Below are 18,164 nucleotides of genomic sequence, written 5' to 3' on the forward strand. Positions count from 1 at the left end.
CGGGAAATGGCAATTCGAATGGGATGTGCAAACGACCTATCGTCTCATTGAGCGAGCCGCGCTTTATTCGTGGAGATGGGCCGACAATGACCACATCATGTTCTTCTGGGTAGGCTTTTTCGTGCGGCGGCATTGTACGGGTCTTGGCGCAATCGAGCCTCGTACACGAGGTGTCATTGGTGCCGCGGATTGGATTCATCAACCCAGGACCAGAACGGGGACGCGGCGGTTGCAAGACGAGCCACGGTGTTTGCCACTGGGATCGACCATTGTCGTCCAGGTTTGCCCTTTGACGTACCCCATTCGAACGAGCACCGCCCTCGAGCGCGCTGCCACTCCGTGGTTGGCATTGACGCGTTCGACTTGGCTTGCACGTCGCTCAAATAGATACGCGTTGTCGCTCGACCGGGTGCTCCACGGTGAGCTCCCGTACGCCGTTCGCCGTGTTGGAAACGGAGGGGGCCCGCACGCCAACCCTTTCCCCCGAGCAACTTGCGCGCCATCGCAAAACCGCGCGCCAATTTGCGCTATTTCCCCGCAACCCAGGAGAGCAATTCGGCCCCCAGCGGAATGTCGGGGCAAGCGAGGAGCTTCACGATGTAGCCATCCGCGTCGCGCCTCGTTGACAAACAGACACCACCGCCGCCCACGGCGAGAAACAGCGCCGTGAATGACCCCGGCGCGCGTACCCCGTGTAGGGCATCCAGTTCGCAACGAGAGTCGGCTCAGCGTATCGCGCCCCGATGAACGCCTCTTGCTCCTGCCTCCCACACAATCCTATTCCCGCTTCACATACACCTGCGAGTCATTTTCCCCTCTTCGAAAGGCCTGCTCCTCGCTCGAATGCGCCTACCACCCCAAGCACGCGGAGCGAACTACGCATATTTCCCAATTCTGGGACCGGACGTCCCAAAAACGCGAATCCCAGAGTCGTGATTCGCCAAAGCCAGCGCCATTCCGCAAGATTTACGCGGCCCTTGATTGGGCATGGGCTTTGCCGTAATTCGAGACCAAACGGCGCCCACCATGCTCCAAGACATCCGACTTGCCATTCGGCTTCTCCTGAAGAACCGCGGCTTCACGGCGATCGTCCTTGCGACACTTGGACTCGCCGTTGCTGCGAACACGGTCGTCTTTAGCATTGTACATGCCATTCTCTTTCGCCCTCTGCCCTTTCCCGAACCAGAGCGGTTGCTTCAGGTCAATACGGAATCTCCCTTCGAAGAGCCCGGCGATTGGGGATTGTCGTGGTTCGAATACGCGGATGTCCGGACGCACGCGCGCACGCTCGAATCGGTGGGTGCGTGGGACATTGGCGATGCCAACCTGACGGCGGGCGAGCGCTCGGTGGTGGTGACGGCGGCGAAGGTCACCTCCACATTTCTGCCGACGCTCGGTGTCCGTCCCATGTTCGGGCGCCTCTTCGATGCGGGTGAAGACGTCCCTGGGGATCCGACCGTCACCACATTCGGATACGGCGGCGCGCATGCCGTCGTACTTGGATATGGCATTTTCCAAACCGCATTCGGCGGCGATCCGAGCGTCGTGGGGCGCACGGTAAAGATCGATGCCCTCCCCGTTACCGTCGTGGGCGTGATGCCGCGAGATTTCGCGTTCCCCGAGCGCGCGCAAATCTGGATGCCCCTTGCCGCCGATCCTGCGAAAATGCAGCGCGCCATCCATCGGCTCAACGTGATCGGCCGCCTCGCCCCCGGGGCCGGCATCGAATCGGCGCGTTCGGAAATGGCCGCGCTCATGCCGGTATGGGCCCACGAGCACCCGGGCGAACATCAGGTCGATCCCGTGGAACATCCCATCGTCTTTCGCCACCTTCAGGAGCAGGTGACGGGGCCGGTGCGCCGAGCCTTGCTGACATTGCAGGCGGCCGTCGCGTTCGTGCTCCTCATCGCGTGCGCCAATATCTCCAATCTATTGCTCGCACGGACCGAGGCCCGCAGTGCGGAAATCGTCGTCCGTAGCGCACTCGGAGCGAGCCGGCGACGCCTCGCCCGTCAATTCCTCACGGAGAGCCTCGTGCTCGGCGTGCTCGGTGCAGTCATTGGCATCCTTTGCGCGATGTGGGCGCTCGATCTCGTGGTCGGATTTCTTCCCGAGGGCTTGCCTCGCGCCCACGAAATTCGCCTCGACACCACCGTGCTGATCTACGCGCTCACCGTGGCGGTGGGCACCAGCGTGGTCTTCGGACTGACCCCCATCGTCCACGCCTCCGGAAATCTCGCAGGTGCACTTCGGGCGGCCGGTCAGCGAACCACCAGCGGCCGTAGCCATCGCCTTTTTCGCCGTGTGCTCATTTTCGCGCAGGTGGCATTGGCCATCGACCTGGTCCTCGGTGCGGGGCTCATGGTTCGAAGCCTCGTGCGCCTTCAAAAATCCGAGCTCGGATTCGATCCGCGCGGCCTCGTGACCTTGACCCTGCAACTCCCCAAGAAGGCCTACCCCACCGACGACGACGTCATGGCGTTCTGGAAACGCTTGCAGGAAGGTGCGCGAAGCTTACCCGGCGTCCAATCGGCCACTTTGATGGATGGGCTGCCGCCGCAGCGTCTGCCCAATTCGAACTCCTTCCAAATCGTCGGGCGCGTGGCGCCTGCAGGCCGCGAATGGATCGCCGATTCTCGCCAATTCGCTGGCGACGATTATTTCTCCACGATGCGCATTCCATTGCTGCGCGGCCGCATCTTCTACGACACCGATACCGAAACCGCGCCGCGGGTGGCCATCATCAACGAGGCCATGGCCAAGAAGTATTGGGCCGACGAAGATCCCATTGGAAAGCGCATTGGCTTCTTTTCGACGTCACCGCCCGGTGAGCCGCCCATCGAACAAACCATCGTCGGCGTGGTGGCCGACGTCAAACAGCACGGGGTGGAACTCCCCGCGGGAACGGAATTGTACCTTCCCCTCCGGCAAACGCTGGGTTGGCATCATTATGTGCCCGGCGAGACCTTCGTGCGGCGCACCTTGCACCTGGTGTTGCGCACCGACGGCGATCCGCGCGCGCTCCTCGGAACCGTGCGCGCCTATATCGCATCGCAGGATCCCGATCTGCCCGTGGCGAGGCTGCAGACCATGGATCATGTCGTCTACGAGACCATCGCGAAGCCGCGCTTCCTCACCACGTTGCTCGCTTGTTTCGCAGGGGTGGCCTTGATGATGGCGGCCATCGGCATTTATGGCGTCATGTCGTATTCCGTCGCGCAACGCACGAAGGAGCTTTCGATTCGCATGGCGCTGGGTGCAAACGCGGAGCGCCTGCAGCGCATGCTCGTACTCGAAGGGCTCCAGCTCGCAGGGACCGGCGTGGCCGTGGGGCTCGCCTTGGCCGGACTTACCACATTGGCATTCCGGCCGTGGGTCTCCGCGCTGCTGTTCGAGATCAGCGGACTCGATCCCGCTACGTACGCGGTCGTCGTGGCCGTAACCGGTTGTATCGCCGCGCTGGCGAGCTACCTGCCCGCCCGGCGGGCGACGCGCATTCATCCCATGACGGCGATGCGCCACGAATGAATCAGCAGCCGCCGGCCGCGTCGCAGTAGCGCGCGCGTGTCTCCTGCAGCGTTTTCGTCGGCTGCCCATACGGCGAATACGGCAACGATGCCCATTCCAAAGAGAGCTTGTGCATGGCCGCCTCGAATTCGCTTTCCGACAAAGGTCGGTCCGTGGGCAGGTCCACTCCGCGCTGGCGAATTTTCTCTATTGCGGCGATATCCTGATTGGCCGGGCCGAAATCGCTTTTTCCGAGTTCGTCCCACGTGAAGTCGAGAAACTGGTAGCGCCCCGCGGCGGTCGAACTTCCCCATTGCGTATGGGGATGCTGCGCGCAGCTGTCGAAGCAGTTGTACCCGAATCCCGTGCTGTATCCATCGGTGCCGCACGAACCCGCCGTCCCTTCCGTGAAGGCAATCGTGTCGAGCAGGGCGCGGTGCATCGGCGGCACCGCACATTTGGCGCGGTCGGGATCGCAGCTTGCCAATTGCGATGTATCCTGCGAGGCCGCATCGCTGCACGAGCAACCTTGATCGACCTGCCCCTGCGCCTGCGGCATTTTGTTTGCGCTCGCCGCGCAGTCGCTGGAGCTCGCGCCCGAGCTGCACGTATCCACCGTGCTGGCCCCGTTCGAGGCCGACCCGAGGAGCGCCGAAGAACACTTGGACAGCAACGTCGTATTCGGATTCTCGATCAGGCCTGCGGCGTGAAGACTTCCTTTGGCACTTCGAACCTGCTCGCGCACCGGTTGCGTCTTCAAATCGTCCACGATGCGAGCCAGCACCCCGTGCGCCGAGGCGTCATTGGCAAACGTGTTCTCGATTGTCTTCAACGCCGTCGCCGATTCCAACTCGAGCTTCATCTTCGCGAGATGGCCATTTGCCTGCAGACTCGCTTGGAACGTCCGAACCATGCCCTGGTCGACCTTCTGTTCGAGCTCGACGATGGCCGCGTGCCCTGCATCGTATCCGCGCACGACGGTCGCCGTGCCTTTGCCCGTCTGGATTGCCCACGTCACGACGCCAATCGCGGAGCGTGTCGCACTCGAAGCCTCCACCGTCAGCGTATCGCCGCCCTCCGACGTCGGGGACTCTTCGCTCGAACTGCCGCAGGCGGAGGCAACGAATGCGAGCACGGCGAGGCCCAAGAGCGCTTTGGTCTTCATACTCCAGCGCACAGCAACCGGCGCGCCATCCGATCATGCCGCCGCGCCAACAGTCGTGCGGTAAGAATGCGCTCTTGGGTGCATGGAGAGGAACGGTTCGTTCCTCACCGCGGAAGTGTTCGTTCCCGGGATCGGGTGGACCCGGCGTTTCAGAGCTTCGCCGCCACGTGAAGCGCGACGCCATCCTGGGCCGCGACGTCCGCGCGGAACCAGCCATTGGAATCCACCGTATAGGTCGGGCCCGTGCAGGATCCATTGGCGAAATCACCGTGGATGACATCGCAATAGACGCCTGCGGGCAATGCCGTTTGAAACGAACGCCCCGTGACGGCGAAGCCCTCGTCGTTGATGATCAGGTATCCCTTGCTGCCGCGTCCGAAGGCAATCGTGTCGTTGCCGTTGTCCCACCAATTGACCACGGCGGTGCCCCGCACGGCGTTGTGAAAGCCGACCATGTTCGCGATGACCCGCCAACGATGCTCGCAGCGCCAACCATTGCTGAAACAGGTCGCGTCGGAGGTGCGGCCGTTGGCCCCGGAGGGCGGCCCTTGGTCGGTGGAGTTGAACTCGTAGCTCGACATGAGCATGGGCGCCCCGTACGTCCAGGCCAGCATGAAAGCATTGGCCAGGGCATAGCGACCGTTGTCGCGGAACGTGAGCACGCCGCTGCCGCGCTGCGTATCGTGGTTGTCGGTGAAGACGACGGCCTTGTTCGAGGCGAGCGGCGAGCCGAACGTCCGCAGGTACGCGAGCTTCTCGTGGTTGAAGATCTTCGCCAGATCGCTGCCATAACGAAACTCGAGCACGTCGCCGTTGCCCGTGTACTCGTCCGGCGTGATCGGCTCACCACCGCCGTAGATGACCTCTTGATAAAGATACACCGGCGCATTGAGCCTTGCTTTGATGGCTGCAATATCGGCGGCCGGCATGTGCTTGCTCGCATCGAGCCGGAAGCCGTCGACGCCGAGCGAAATCAGGTCGTTCAAATACGCCGCAATGCGGCCGCGCACGTAATCCGACTCCGTCGCCAGGTCGGCGAGATCGTTCAACTCGCAGTTTTGCACTTCGTAACGATCGCCGTAATTGACGATATCGTCGTTGCCATTGCGTCCGCAGTGATGAAAATCCTGAACCTGGTAAATGCCGGGATAGTTGTAGTGCGTATACGACGAGCCCGCGCTACCCGGCCCCGAGCTGGCGCCCAAGGTCATATGGTTGATCACCGCGTCGGCGTAGACCTTCACACCCGCCGCGTGGCACATCGTGATCATGTTCGCGAACGCCGTCCGATCGCCCCGCCGCGTGTTGTCCAGGCGGTAACTCACCGGTTGATAATCTTGCCACCAGGGATATGCCTGGCCAGGAAGCACCACGTGCTCTTGCGGGGGCGAAATCTGCACCGATCCGTATCCCTTTGGACCGAGCACATCGCGGCACTCCCGCCCTACGGCCGCCCATGTCCACTCGAAAAGATGCACGCCCACGTCCCGCGTTCCCGGCGGACTGGCCGACGCCGGTGGCGGCGCAATCGAGACGAGGGCAGCCACCGTGAACAGGGACAGGGTCGTTCGCAGCATCATCGGCCTCCAGCGAAGGGAAGGCCGTCAGAATGCCACGAAACTCCACTGCTGGGAGCTGCCTCCGTGGTCGGCCCACTGGACCACGGCGGAAGAGCCTTGCCGTGTATCCATATTTTGACCGTCGTAGCGGCTCACCACATCGTAATAGCCGCCGCGAACGGGGGTGAGCGCCCATTGCGCGTTCGAGCTTCCGTCGTCGCCCGATTGAATCAGCTGCGTGCCTTGCGTCGTGGTCGGCCCGGGAATGCTGAGCCATTTGCCGCTGTTGCGATTGACCACCTTGAAATGGCCCTCGCCCGCATCGCCGAGCGCCCATTGCTGGCTTGCACGACCGCGGCCCGCGCTCTGTTCGATGGTGGCGCGATCCGCGGTGGAGGCGTCGCTGACGTCGAGGTACTTGCCGCTGCCGCGGTTGACCACGCCCACGTAGCCGGCACCGTTCACCGTGATGCGATCGATATCCGGCGCCCATCCGGAGGGATTCGCGAAGGTCACCGTGTTGCTTCCGGCCTGCAGCACCACCGGCACGCCAAAGCTCTGCACGTTGCTCCAAGCACCATCATCGGTGCCCGTGAACGGCAGATCCATGGGGGCCCCGCCGTTGATGCTCACCTGAATCGAGCGCCCGCTGTCCCCCACCGTATAGTCCACTGTGAGCACGTAGGTGCCCGCGGCCGATGCCTCGACTCCATTGAATTGCAAGGTGCCGCCGTACCCGAGGTAGCCGATCTTTTGGCCGCCCGAACACCCCACGCAACCCGACAACACGGCGCTGCCCCCGAGCGTGTTCGCCGAGGACTCCGCCTCGTACCGGCGCCCCCGTGTCGCGCCGGTGGCCGGTGTGACCTTGAGCAACCGCGTCGCATGGGCGTCGAGCGTCGCCCCGAAGCCCCCCGCGAAGGAGCCGAGCTCGCGATGGTCCCACACATCGCGCACCGACGCGGAGCCGCTAAAGCCTAGATCGTTCCAGTTCGCGGTCACGTTCACCGCGGTGCTCGCGAGGTTGAAGAGCGCGACGGTGTACGTGCCATCGCCATGGTTCGCGGCCCACACCTGCTGGTTCGTGGCTTGCGAAACGGGGTGCGCCGGGTGGCCGGCTTGATCGATGGCGATGACCTCGTCGTTGGTGAGCAGCGACCAACCGTAATTGTCGATATGGGTCAGATCGTCGCCTGCATAAAGCGGCGCGGCCGAGATGGCCCACAATGTCATGTACGTGCGCCGTTCGTCATTGGTGAGACCATCGAGGTGGCCATTGGCCACGTTCAAGGCGTCCAGGTCGTTCCATCCATTGGCACCGGCGAACGGTACCCATTTGGGCACATCGCCGAAGCGGGTGACGACCGTGCTCCACGTGACCTGCGTGGCGCAGAAACACGCGATGTCGGCATCGACGCGCCATGAATTCGCATGTTGCTTCCACGCATTGCCATTGTTGGCATCGAGCGAATTGGCCACATTGAAATGAATGGCGCGCCCGGTTTGCCGGAGTGCCTGCGACCACGCCTGCACAGCCCCGACGTTGCCATTGTTCACGCCATCCAACTTGAGGAAGTCCGCCCCCCAAGCGGCCAATTGGTTGGCCCACGATTGTACGTATTCCTGCGCACCCGGCTTGCTGTAATCGATGGCGTGCATGACGCGGGTGCCATAATTGTAGTTCGTCTCGTACCGCCCGGTGTCGGCGATGTCCTTCGCGTGGAGCGACGTTCCTTCGATGGGCGTATTTTGCTCCACGGCAGCCACCGGAATGCCCGGGGTCACGTAGAACCCCACCTTGAGCCCCAGGCCGTGCAAATGATCGGCAAGTGCGGCCAGGCCATTCGGGAAACGCGATGCATCGGCCACCCAACGGCCATAGGCGTCCACCGTCGTCGACGGATTCGCGTACCAAAAGTCGTCCACGAGAACGGTATCGTAGCCGTGCGACTTCAATCGATTCGCCAACACGCGCGCTTGGGACTTGATCCCGGCCTCGTTGAGATTGCGTCCGAGAAACCCCGCCGTGCTCCAGCCCATGACGGGCGTGGTCCGCGGCTCCGTCGAAGTCGACACTTCGTGCGAACCCTGCCGCGACTCATCGGTTGGCGCCTGCGCCGCACAGGCTGCGAGCAAACCGAACGACAGCAAGGTCAGACCTCTCCGCGTATATCTCATTGGCGATCGCTCCCTAAAGCAAACGCAAAGACTGTCACGATTCGATTGTGCGCAGACAGCGTTTTTTCATCGACCAATCGTTCGCGTATTCCTGCGTCATGCCGATCTCCACGGAGATCGGTCCGATTGTTCGAAAACGACCGTAACGTTGATTCGAGCATTCGTGCTACCAGTGAAACCGTGATCACGAGAAAAGCCATTGGGCTGTCTTTGTTGATTGTTGCAATGGGGCTGGATACCGGTGTCAGCTCGGCATCCGGAGCACCCGGAGCACCCGGAGCACCCGGAGCACCCGGAAACAGGGTTACCGTTTGGGGGACGAGTTTGAGCATGGGCGGCGGCCCGACACTCGGAAATCAAACGATACGCATGGTGGCCCACGCCAATGCGGCAGGGTCCCAGGTGCGCATTCGCCTGTCCAATTTGCGCGGTACCACCCCACTTGCGGTGGGCGCCGTGAGCATTGCCGCACAATCGGACGGAGCTACCCCCGTGGCGGGCACGTTGCGCACGGTCACCTTCTCCCAGGCGAAGACATTCTCGATTCCTGCCGGCGCCGACGTGGTGAGCGATCCCATTCCCATGTCCGTCGCCGCCGAGCAAAACGTCTTGGTCAGCGTGTACCTGCCGCAGGGTAGCCCCTCCCCTTGTTGGCATTCGGACGCTTTTGACCGAACCTGGCTGTCCGCCGCGGGCGACCATACGGGCGACATTGGGAATGGCAACTACACCCAATCGACGACATCCTGGTATTACCTGGCCGGATTGGACGTAATCCCTTCCGAGGCGCGCGGCACCGTCGTGGCCTTCGGCGACTCCATCACCGATGGCTACAGCACGCCCACCAGCGCTTACCAGCGCTGGCCCGACGCCTTTGCACGGCGCCTCGCGGAGGATCGCCATCCCATGGGCGTCGTCGATGCAGGCATCGGCGGCAACAAAGTCCTCACCGACGCACCGAACAACCTGGGCATCGCCGCCCTGAAGCGCTTCGGACACGACGCCCTGGAACAACCCGGGGTGCGTACCGTCATTCTGATGGAGGGGATCAACGACATCGGCAACGACGCCGGCCCGAATGGCGGACCACTCACCGCGCAAGATCTCATCAATGGATACAAAGCCTTGATTGACCAGGCGCACCGGGCCGGTGTGCGCATCCTCGGCGGCACGATGCTGCCGTTCAAGGGCGCCGGCTACTACAATGACGCACGCGAAGCCATCCGCCAAGCCGCGAACCAGTGGATCCGCACCGGCGGCGCCTTCGACGGCGTGGTCGATTTCGACGCCGCCACGCGCGATCCGTCCAATCCGGCGGCCCTGCATCCCAAGTACGATTGTGGCGACCACCTCCACCCGAATCGTATTGGCATGCAGGCCATGGCCAACGCAGTCGATCTCAAGTTGGTCTATCCCACCAAATAGGCCCGAGCGCTCACTCGTAGGCCAGGGCCGGAGACGCAGCGCCGGCCACCATCAGGCGCGCAGCACCCGATCCATCGGCGGCAACGGCCCACACGTCGGACTCGCCGTTTCCGCGTGAGAGGCCGTACATCACCGTCCGATCGTCGAGCCACGCGGCCTGATCGTCGACATTCCGCGTTTCCGCGAGCGGCGTGATCTCGCGCGTGCCCAAGTCCATCACGGACAATCGCCACGTGGGGTCATCGGGCGACACGCGTCGCTTGAAGGCAATGCGTTTGCCATCGGGGGATAGCGAAGGACATTCCACGTTCTCTTCCAGGGTGCGGCCGCGATAGCGACGGTAATCACCTTGCACCAGATGCGTTTGCCCCTTGCTGGACAGGGTCGCGTAGAAGTGCGTGTCGTCGGCGGCAAACGTGATACCCCAGAAATTCACGTCCGCCGAGAAATACCGCTTGGCATTGGTGAAGATGGGCATGTCTTCGAGCGTCTTCGTGAACTCGTCCGTCGCGAGATTCCAGATGCCCGCGCGGGTGGAAAATCGGTCCTCCGAATAGTCGTCCCCGATGACGAACAAGGTCCACACGGCGAGCTTCCCATCGGGCGACAGCTTGGCCCGGCTCACCGTCCCAGGCAGGGTGCGCTCTCGAACGACGTGCAAATCCTGGTCGAGGATTCGCACATCGCTCACCGGCGGCAGCACCGCCGCTTGCTGCGCCACGCACAGGCCGACGCCCGCGGCCACCGCGAATCGGTCACACGATAAATCGAATACGCGCCGCGAGGCGTTCGGCTGCCCGAGCTGATCGATCGGCACCGCCGCCACCCGGCCGAAGTCGGACCCGTGCACCGTATTCCGGAAGAACAACTGGCCCGGTGTGCGCAAGGAAATCGCCGGCGCCGACGCGGCGGATGCGACCGGAACCGCGGCACGCGCGTGGAGTTTTCGAGCGTGCCACGTGTAGCCGGCGCCGCTCACCACCATCATGACCACGAACACGACAAGCCATCGTCCACTCATGACGTATTCTCCGTGCGCAACGGGCGCGCGATTGCGGCGGCCAGCACCACCACGGCCAGTGCTGCGGCCATCACCAACACGGCCGCGTGCGAATCCCACCGACTCCACAACCATCCGAACACCACCGACGACAGCATGCGCGCCGTCGCCTGGCCGGTTTGAATCAAACTCATACCGCTGGCCTGGCCGTGCTCCGGGAGCAGCGCACCGGCGGCCGCCATCAGCACACCGTCGGTGGCCGCGTAGAACGTGCCGTGCAGAACGAGTGCCGCTGCCGCAAACGCGATACCGTGCGCAGGTCCGAGCAGCACGAGCAGTGCCCCGAGCAACGCGCAATGCCCACCAAGGAAAACCGCCCAGCGCCCGATCCGATCGGCGAGGTATCCGAGCGGAATGGCCAATAGCAGGTACACGGCCGCGCTTCCGAGCGGCATCAGCGGAAACCAAACGGCGCCCACGCTCCAGCGCCGCTGCAAAATCAAATACACGAACGCGTCACTCATGGTGACGAGGCCGAGCAGACTGGCCCATCCTACGATCCGGCGAAAGGACTTCAACCTCAGGAGCGCCAGCATGGCGCCGAGCGATTGCGCCTTGGCCGGCGGCCCTTTCCGATCGCGGACCAGCGAGACCATGAGCAGCACACCCACCACGGCGACGCAAAAGCTCGTGACGAAAACCGCGTCGAAGCTATTGAGGCTCGCCCATAGGATCCCCATGGCCGCGAGTGGCCCCAGAAAAGCGCCCACCGTATCCATCGCACGGTGCACACCGAACGCGCGCCCAAGCGCGTCCGGCGTGCTGCTCAACGAGATCAGCGCATCACGCGGCGCCGTACGAATCCCTTTGCCCGCGCGATCGGCGGCCAGTGCCATGCCCAGCGCCGACGTCGACGAACCGGCCCAGAGGCAACCGAGTCTGCTCGCCGCAGAAAGCGCATAACCAACGACCGCCGTCAATTTGAGCTGACGCCACCGATCCGCAAAATGCCCCCCGAGCAAGCGAACCAATGCCGTCGTCGCACCGGAGACTCCTTCGAGCGCGCCGAACTGCAGCGGACTCAAACCGAGCCCCATCACCAGATAGAGCGGCCACACGGCCGTGACCATTTCCGAAGAAATGTCGGTGACCAGGCTGACCAGGCCCAAGGCCACGACATTGCTCGTCGTCGCTCGAAGCGCTCCGACCGATCTCGAAACGGCGGCCCCACCCGAGCCGCCCCGGCTGGCGAGGTACATATCAGCTCAATGGCACTTGTAGGTCGGACTGCGATCGAGCACCTCTCCATTGGTCCCAATGAGCTGGGTGGAGAAGGTGCTATCGGTCATCGTCAACTTGAGCACACCGTACTTCTTGAGCAGCGCCTCCGTGGTCGAGTGCTCGGCCTTGGGGTTGCTCAGCCTCCTGCCCGCACTACCCACGATGATTTCCACGGGGCCTTTCGAGCTAGCTTTCCCATTGGCATCTTGCGGCGCAAAGCGCTCGTAAAGGTGATCGTGCCCATTGAGCACCAGATCGACCTTGTTCGCTACCAGCGTGGACCACACCGGCGCGACGTCCTTGTTGTCACCGTGGGGACCCGAGCTGAATCGGGGATGGTGATAATAGACGGCCACGCATCCCTTGGTGGTATTGGAAAGATCGCTCTTGAGCCATTTCAGCTGCGCGGAATCGGCAGCAAGTTCGACATCGTCCGTTTGGGCGTCGTCCGTGAGCGGGTATTCCCCGGAGAAGTCGTTCGAATCGAGGGCAATGAAATGCCAATTGCCTTTGTCCCAGCTGTAGTACGTTTTACCCTTCGGTGTGGCAATGGAGCCGAAATACTTCTTGTAGCCAGCCAACGGGGTCGAGTCGTACGTCTCGTGATTTCCGGGGACCGGGCGCATGATGTTCTTGAAACGGCCCCACGTCTTGTCGAAATAGTTCTTGAAATCCTGATAGCGGGCGTCGTCATACTGGTTATCACCCATGGTGATCACCACGGCGGGATTGATCTCTTGGACCAGTGCGGCCGTTTTGGGATGCACACAATTCGGGTCGCTGGCTGTACACTGCTCCGCAATGTCACCCGCAGCCACGAGGACGAATGTCGCATCCGTTCCCACGTCCTCCGTGGATTGGGCGCGGGCTTGGGGAGACAACCCCCACGTAACAGCGGCGGCGGCAACGATGGGAGCAATTCCGACCAGCATCCATCGGCTTCGGCGGGGCCTTCGGGCGCGAAAATTCATATTGATCCTCCTCTCGGGTTAGGAGCACTGCACGGGAGGGGATTTAATTAGGAAAGTTTCCTAATAAATGCAAGCGCCGGAAAACGACCGACGATGCGCGCCTTAAATGGCGCCATCCGGGTGTGTGGGATCCACCCATAATACCTTCTCAGGTGCTTCGACAGGCGCAATGTCCAAGTTGATGGCCACGGCCTCTCCGTCGCTGCGGCACAGCACGCACTCGAGGGGCTCGGTGGGGCTCGCGTTGATCTCTTGATGGGGCACGAAAGGCGGGACGTAGATGAAATCGCCCGGTCCCGCCTCGGCCGTGAACTCCAGGCGCTCACCCCAGCGCATCCGAGCGCGTCCCTTGACGACGTAAATCACGCTTTCCAGATGCCCGTGGTGGTGCGCGCCCGTCTTGGCGTTGGGGTGGATGGTTACCGTGCCCGCCCACAGCTTCTGCGCGCCCACGCGGGCGAAGTTGATCGCCGCCCTTCGGTCCATGCCGGGGGTCTGCGCCGTGTTGGGATCGAGCTGGGTGCCAGGGATGACGCGCACGCCATCGTGTTTCCAAGGATGGGGGTCGTCGCTCATCCCCCTAGGCTACGACTTAGCCGCCCATCGATCCACGCGAGAGTTGCACGCAGAGGTTCTCGGCTCGGCACGAGGGGATGCGGGTGATTTTCTCGAGCTTGTTCGAGCACCCTTTTTCGTGCACCGCGTCGATGCAGTCCTCGAGCCTGCGATTCTCGATGGCCAGGGAACACGGGGTGGATCCGTATTCGGCCTTCGTACTTTGATAAATCTCATGCATGCACGCGTCGCCGTCCGCGTACTTGTGCTCTCCGCCCTCGCCCGTGCAGCTCGTCTCACGATTGCATCGCTCGGCGGCGAGTCGATGCACGGCTTCGTCGATGGGAACCCAAGTCGGGTTTGCTTTGGCCGTCGCATCGGCGGGATGAGGTGCCGTGCTGCACCCCAATTGGCAAACAGCAAACGTCGTAGACAAGACTGCGAACCCAAGTTTGTGGCCCACGGCCACCCTAATGCGCTCGATCATGAAGTCCTCCGGCGGTGTAAAGTCCATATAGGGGCCGCCGCCAACTCCGGCACTGTAGCTCGCGCCGCCAGCCAAGCAGCTAACACCACGTTAAGAACGCTAGGTTCTCGGTGTGATTCGGCCAGTGTCCATTCTCGTCGAGCGTTACGTCTCTATCGAGCTCGTGCACGATGACAGCGTACTCATGCTGACAATCGCGTGCGCTTTCGCGATTTGCCATCCGGCACGGATAAATAGCGGAAAACGACCGATGTCACTTCGTCGACGAAATGCGGCTGCGCAAGCAGATCGGGCTGACGAAGAACCGCGGCATGGGTCAATGCTTCGACGGTGGTCACAGCAATGAACGCGGCGAGATCGAGGTCGTCCACGCAGAGCTCGTCGCGGTGTATTTCCAAATAAGCCCGCACCAGGCGAATGGCCTCGTCGTCGACCTTTTCCATGTACGCCGTTTTGCCGACGCGCGGGGTCTGCTCGGTGAGGACGCGATGAAGCTTCGGCGCGATGCCATGCGCTTCGATCATCACGCGCACCAATTCACGCGCGGACGCCTCCAGCGGCAGCTGCGCGACGCGAAGCGCCGTCGAACGAATCAGCTCCATCATGGCGTCGGTGTGCTTCGTGATGACCGCCGCGACGAGCGCCTCCTTGTTCGGGAAGTACTGGTACAGCGAACCGATGCTCACCCCTGCCGCTTGGGCAATCTTGTTGGTGCTCGTTCGGTCGTACCCTTCCTTCACGAGAATGCGAGCGGTCGCTTCGAGTATCACGTCCACCGTTTCGCGCGACCGTGACTGTAGCGCTTGTTTTCTCGGCGTCACATTGAGCTTCTTGGCCATGCCCCGTCCTCGTCAATGCGAGTGGTGAACGTGAGCTATAGCTCACATAATGACCGAAGAGCAACCATGAGCCAATCCGAGAGCAAATTCATTCCCGCGTTGGGCTTTTCGGCCCTCACGCCCTTCTACGATCGTCTGACCCGTGTGGCTCTCGACGAAGAGGGCTTCAAAAGTCGATTGATCCGCGAGGCCTGTCTCGCACCGGGGCACCGGGTGTTGGATCTGGGGGCCGGTACGGGCACCTTGACCATCATGCTCAAGAAGGCGCAGCCCGCGGCGGAGATCATCGGGCTCGACGTCGACCCGAACATTTTGGCCATTGCCGAGAAAAAGGCGATGGCGTCGAACCTCGATATCGAGTTTCGTCGGGGCAGCGCCACCGCACCACCGTTCGAGCCGGGCTCGTTCGATCGCGTGGTGTCGAGCCTCGTGTTCCATCACCTGACCACGGAGAACAAGCTGCGCGCGCTGCGTGCGGCACATGCTCTTCTAAAGCCCGGCGGCGAGCTCCATATCGTAGATTGGGGGCGCGCGCAGAATGCGCTCATGCGGGGCGCATTTTTAGCCGTACAACTCTTCGACGGCTTCGAGACGACCACGGACAATGTCCGCGGTCGCCTGCCGGATTTCATTGCGGAAGCGGGATTCACCTCCGTGGCGGAGGTGCATCATCAGATGACCGTGTTCGGAACCCTCGCCCTCTACCGCGCCTCGCGAGGCGTGTAAGCCACTATGGATTTTCCCAGAGATCCTTCGCTTGAAAGAGCACCCGGGCGATGCGCGCGTCTCCCTCCCAGGGCAGATTGCGCAGGTGCGCGAGGCAGGACGTATCGATGGGGGCCTCGGGATCGTGCATGAAGGCGAGCCACATCTGATTGCCACACGTCACGGTCGAATTGTCCACTTGGCTGGTGGACAACGCAATGTGTCCGGCATTGGGCACCTCGACGAATGTCTGGTACGGCCGCTTGTAATGCTCGGCAATGCGCCGCGCGCCCTCGATGCGCGTCTGCGGATCCAAATCGCCATTGATCAAGAACACCGGCACGTGCGTATTCGGATACCGATCGGAAAGTGCCTCCCGCGGATAACGCGGCCAGATGTCCCAAAGGCGGCGTAGAAGCGTGGATTCGTCGAGGGACGCATAGGCGTTGCGCTGGGCCTCCAACAGCGTATTCAGATCCGGAGGCGTCGGGCCGTAGGGATCTTCGCTGAGGATGATGTGCGGATACAGCGCATCGCCGTAGCCGTACTCCGAGGCCGGTGGATCGTCCGGGTGCCATTCGAACCGCGAGAGCATGCCCGTGAGGGCGGCCACGTCCCCCGGCGCGCAGCGCAATGCGCGGTAAACCATGGCCGGAAGGCCGACACGAAAGCGCACGCTCGCGAAAAGCGCGAGCATGCGCCGCATCCTCACGCGGTCGATTCCCGCCTCGACCAGGGGCGCACATACCGTCTTGGTGTCGAGCGCATCGAACAACTCCTTCATGCGCGCCAGGGGATCCGGACCGAGCTTGCCGCGGCAAAACGGATCCTGTCCGCAGGCGTTCATGAGTTTGCGGACGATGTCATCGAACAATGCATCGGAGCCGAATATGCTCGTTTCGTCCGTGCTGCCCACGCTGTCGAGCGTCACCGAGGTGGGCTGCCGGGGAAAGAGCTGCAGGTAACGCTGCGCCCAGAACGTGCCGTAGGAGACGCCCATCACGTGCACGTCGTCTCCCGGGTGGCGCATGCGCCAGATCAGGGCGCCGAGATCGTGGGCCGCATTGGTGACGGTCAGCTCGCGCAGTCCGTCACCCCATTCGGACTTCAGCGCGGTGAGGCAGCGCGACCAGATCTCGACGGCCTCGGGCACGTCGCTGCCTGGTGCCTGGTGATCCGGACAAGAGAACACTTTCGATTGCCCGGTGCCGCGATGATCGGGAATGAAGATATCCAACGTCGGATCCTGCGCCCGGACGACCTGCGCGGAGCCGATCATATCGTCGCCCGAGCCGCCAGGCCCGCCCGCGAGCAACCAGACCTGACGCCCCGAAGGCTGCGCCGCGGCGACATGCTTCACGAAGATGGGAATCGTTGCGCCGCCGGGGTGGTCCCAATCCAATGGCAGCTGCAAGGTCGTGCACTCGGCATCGTTCGTCGTATCGCCGGGCACGAGCGGACAAGGCGTCCACGTAACGCCGGCACCGCCCGCCCCGTCGTCATCGTGGCGACACGCCGGCAATGCGGCGCACGCGGACGCAGCGAGCAATAAGCAAACAGGAAGGCGCCATTTCATCATGCATAACTTCGTATCACGATTTCATGGCACCGTGCCGTTCGAGGCCATGGGCGTCAGAAAGGTAAAATGCGCGCCATTAACGTCCTAAAGAGGGGAACCGCCAAGGCGCCAAGATAAATTGTGCTGAAGCACCGGTTCCCTCTCCTTCCGCAGAATGGCTACGCTCAATCCACTTTTGCCCTGGGCACGAATGCGAATACCGTGGCCGTCGCCCCCGAGCCGCGGCGATGGATGGGACCACCGGCGAGCACGTAGGCGCCCTGCGCGGGCAATGCGTCCAAATTGGCCAGCACCTCGAGACTGATTCGATGCTCTCGGTAAAGCAACTTCGATACGGCATAGGTCGCATCGGTCCCGACGTCCGGGCTGAATGTATCCGTCCCCAGGGCCCCCCGGCGCCCGAGCACCCCTCTCGCGAGAAGCGCTTCGACGGCGGCCACGCTGAAGCCCGGATGGTGCATGCCCCCGTCGCCGTCCGCATTGGCGAACCTCTCCGTGCCCCATCGCGATTCCCATCCGGTCCAAAGAATCACCGCCGCTTCGCGCGGCATCGGACCGTGACGCGCCACCCAGGCATCCAAGTCCGCGACGGTCACCGCGGCGTCGGCATGGGCCTCGGATTGTGCGCGAAAATCCAATTTGATCGCCGGCAACAAAAGGTCCTCGGGATCCAATTCGTCGGCCGCGGCTTCGTTCGCGTGAAAATGCACCGGCGCCCCCCAATGGGTGCCCGTGTGCTCGCCCTGCTGCACGTATTGCAGGTAGAACCCATCGCGTTCCACGGTCGCCACCGTCGTCAGTTGGAAGGGCGGATCGCCTGGGAACACACTCGTCGTCGCGGGATCGTTCACATGGGCGAGGCGGATGAGTCGGTAATCCCGTAAGAGCATGCCCCCGAAAGTACCACGGCCTG

The 18,164-nt window shown here is 62.7% G+C and carries 15 protein-coding genes; 3 read left to right on the top strand and 12 right to left on the bottom strand.

Features of this window, described 5'->3' with window-relative positions; all coding sequences use genetic code 11:
* Positions 1–1,026: 1,026 nt before the first annotated feature.
* Complete coding sequence (locus tag LZC95_28200; GenBank protein ID WXA90332.1) at positions 1,027–3,528, top strand: ABC transporter permease; 2,502 nt, start codon at positions 1,027–1,029, stop codon at positions 3,526–3,528.
* Position 3,529: 1 nt separating this feature from the next.
* Here LZC95_28200 and LZC95_28205 read toward each other — a convergent pair whose 3' ends face one another.
* The 4 genes from LZC95_28205 to LZC95_28220 form a co-directional block, all read right to left on the bottom strand.
* A complete protein-coding gene (locus LZC95_28205) occupies positions 3,530–4,672 on the bottom strand; it encodes a glycoside hydrolase family 104 protein (protein WXA90333.1) in 1,143 nt (380 codons plus the stop codon).
* A 149-nt stretch (positions 4,673–4,821) separates the two neighbouring features.
* Complete coding sequence (locus LZC95_28210) at positions 4,822–6,252, bottom strand: alpha-amylase family protein (GenBank protein ID WXA90334.1); 1,431 nt, start codon at positions 6,250–6,252, stop codon at positions 4,822–4,824.
* A gap of 24 nt (positions 6,253–6,276) precedes the next feature.
* The gene (locus LZC95_28215) at positions 6,277–8,409 is read right to left on the bottom strand and encodes an RICIN domain-containing protein (GenBank protein WXA90335.1); all 2,133 of its coding nucleotides are present in this window, start codon (positions 8,407–8,409) and stop codon (positions 6,277–6,279) included.
* Complete coding sequence (locus LZC95_28220; protein ID WXA90336.1) at positions 8,406–8,741, bottom strand: hypothetical protein; 336 nt, start codon at positions 8,739–8,741, stop codon at positions 8,406–8,408. The genes LZC95_28215 and LZC95_28220 overlap by 4 nt, the downstream gene beginning before the upstream one ends.
* On the opposite strand from LZC95_28220, the gene LZC95_28225 reads away from it, so the two are divergent.
* Entirely contained in the window at positions 8,740–9,834 is a 1,095-nt protein-coding gene (locus LZC95_28225; GenBank protein ID WXA90337.1) for an SGNH/GDSL hydrolase family protein, read from the top strand. The two genes, LZC95_28220 and LZC95_28225, sit on opposite strands and share 2 nt — an antisense overlap.
* Positions 9,835–9,844: 10 nt before the next feature.
* Here the strand turns inward: LZC95_28225 and LZC95_28230 are convergent, their stop codons facing one another.
* From LZC95_28230 to LZC95_28255, 6 genes are all read right to left on the bottom strand, one after another.
* Complete coding sequence (locus tag LZC95_28230) at positions 9,845–10,855, bottom strand: hypothetical protein (GenBank protein WXA90338.1); 1,011 nt, start codon at positions 10,853–10,855, stop codon at positions 9,845–9,847.
* Complete coding sequence (locus tag LZC95_28235) at positions 10,852–12,093, bottom strand: MFS transporter (GenBank protein ID WXA90339.1); 1,242 nt, start codon at positions 12,091–12,093, stop codon at positions 10,852–10,854. The genes LZC95_28230 and LZC95_28235 overlap by 4 nt, the downstream gene beginning before the upstream one ends.
* Before the next feature lie 6 nt (positions 12,094–12,099).
* Positions 12,100–13,086, bottom strand: a complete 987-nt coding sequence (locus LZC95_28240) for a metallophosphoesterase (protein ID WXA90340.1) — start codon at positions 13,084–13,086, stop codon at positions 12,100–12,102.
* Positions 13,087–13,188: 102 nt separating this feature from the next.
* The gene (locus tag LZC95_28245; GenBank protein ID WXA90341.1) at positions 13,189–13,662 is read right to left on the bottom strand and encodes a cupin domain-containing protein; all 474 of its coding nucleotides are present in this window, start codon (positions 13,660–13,662) and stop codon (positions 13,189–13,191) included.
* Positions 13,663–13,678: 16 nt separating this feature from the next.
* Positions 13,679–14,128, bottom strand: coding sequence for a DUF6184 family natural product biosynthesis lipoprotein (locus LZC95_28250; GenBank protein ID WXA90342.1), 450 nt, complete (start codon positions 14,126–14,128; stop codon positions 13,679–13,681).
* 182 nt (positions 14,129–14,310) lie between these two features.
* The gene (locus tag LZC95_28255; protein ID WXA90343.1) at positions 14,311–14,967 is read right to left on the bottom strand and encodes a TetR/AcrR family transcriptional regulator; all 657 of its coding nucleotides are present in this window, start codon (positions 14,965–14,967) and stop codon (positions 14,311–14,313) included.
* Positions 14,968–15,033: 66 nt separating this feature from the next.
* Here LZC95_28255 and LZC95_28260 point away from each other — a divergent pair, with 66 nt between their 5' ends.
* A complete protein-coding gene (locus LZC95_28260) occupies positions 15,034–15,693 on the top strand; it encodes a methyltransferase domain-containing protein (GenBank protein ID WXA90344.1) in 660 nt (219 codons plus the stop codon).
* A gap of 4 nt (positions 15,694–15,697) precedes the next feature.
* Here LZC95_28260 and LZC95_28265 read toward each other — a convergent pair whose 3' ends face one another.
* Positions 15,698–17,251: an alpha/beta hydrolase gene (locus LZC95_28265; GenBank protein ID WXA90345.1), complete on the bottom strand. Its 1,554-nt coding sequence runs from the start codon at positions 17,249–17,251 to the stop codon at positions 15,698–15,700.
* 164 nt (positions 17,252–17,415) lie between these two features.
* The gene (locus tag LZC95_28270) at positions 17,416–18,141 is read right to left on the bottom strand and encodes a cyclase family protein (GenBank protein ID WXA90346.1); all 726 of its coding nucleotides are present in this window, start codon (positions 18,139–18,141) and stop codon (positions 17,416–17,418) included.
* Between the last annotated feature and the right edge of the window lie 23 nt (positions 18,142–18,164).

Source organism: Sorangiineae bacterium MSr12523 (assembly GCA_037157775.1).
Taxonomy (GTDB): Bacteria; Myxococcota_A; Polyangia; order Polyangiales; family Polyangiaceae; genus Pendulispora; species Pendulispora brunnea.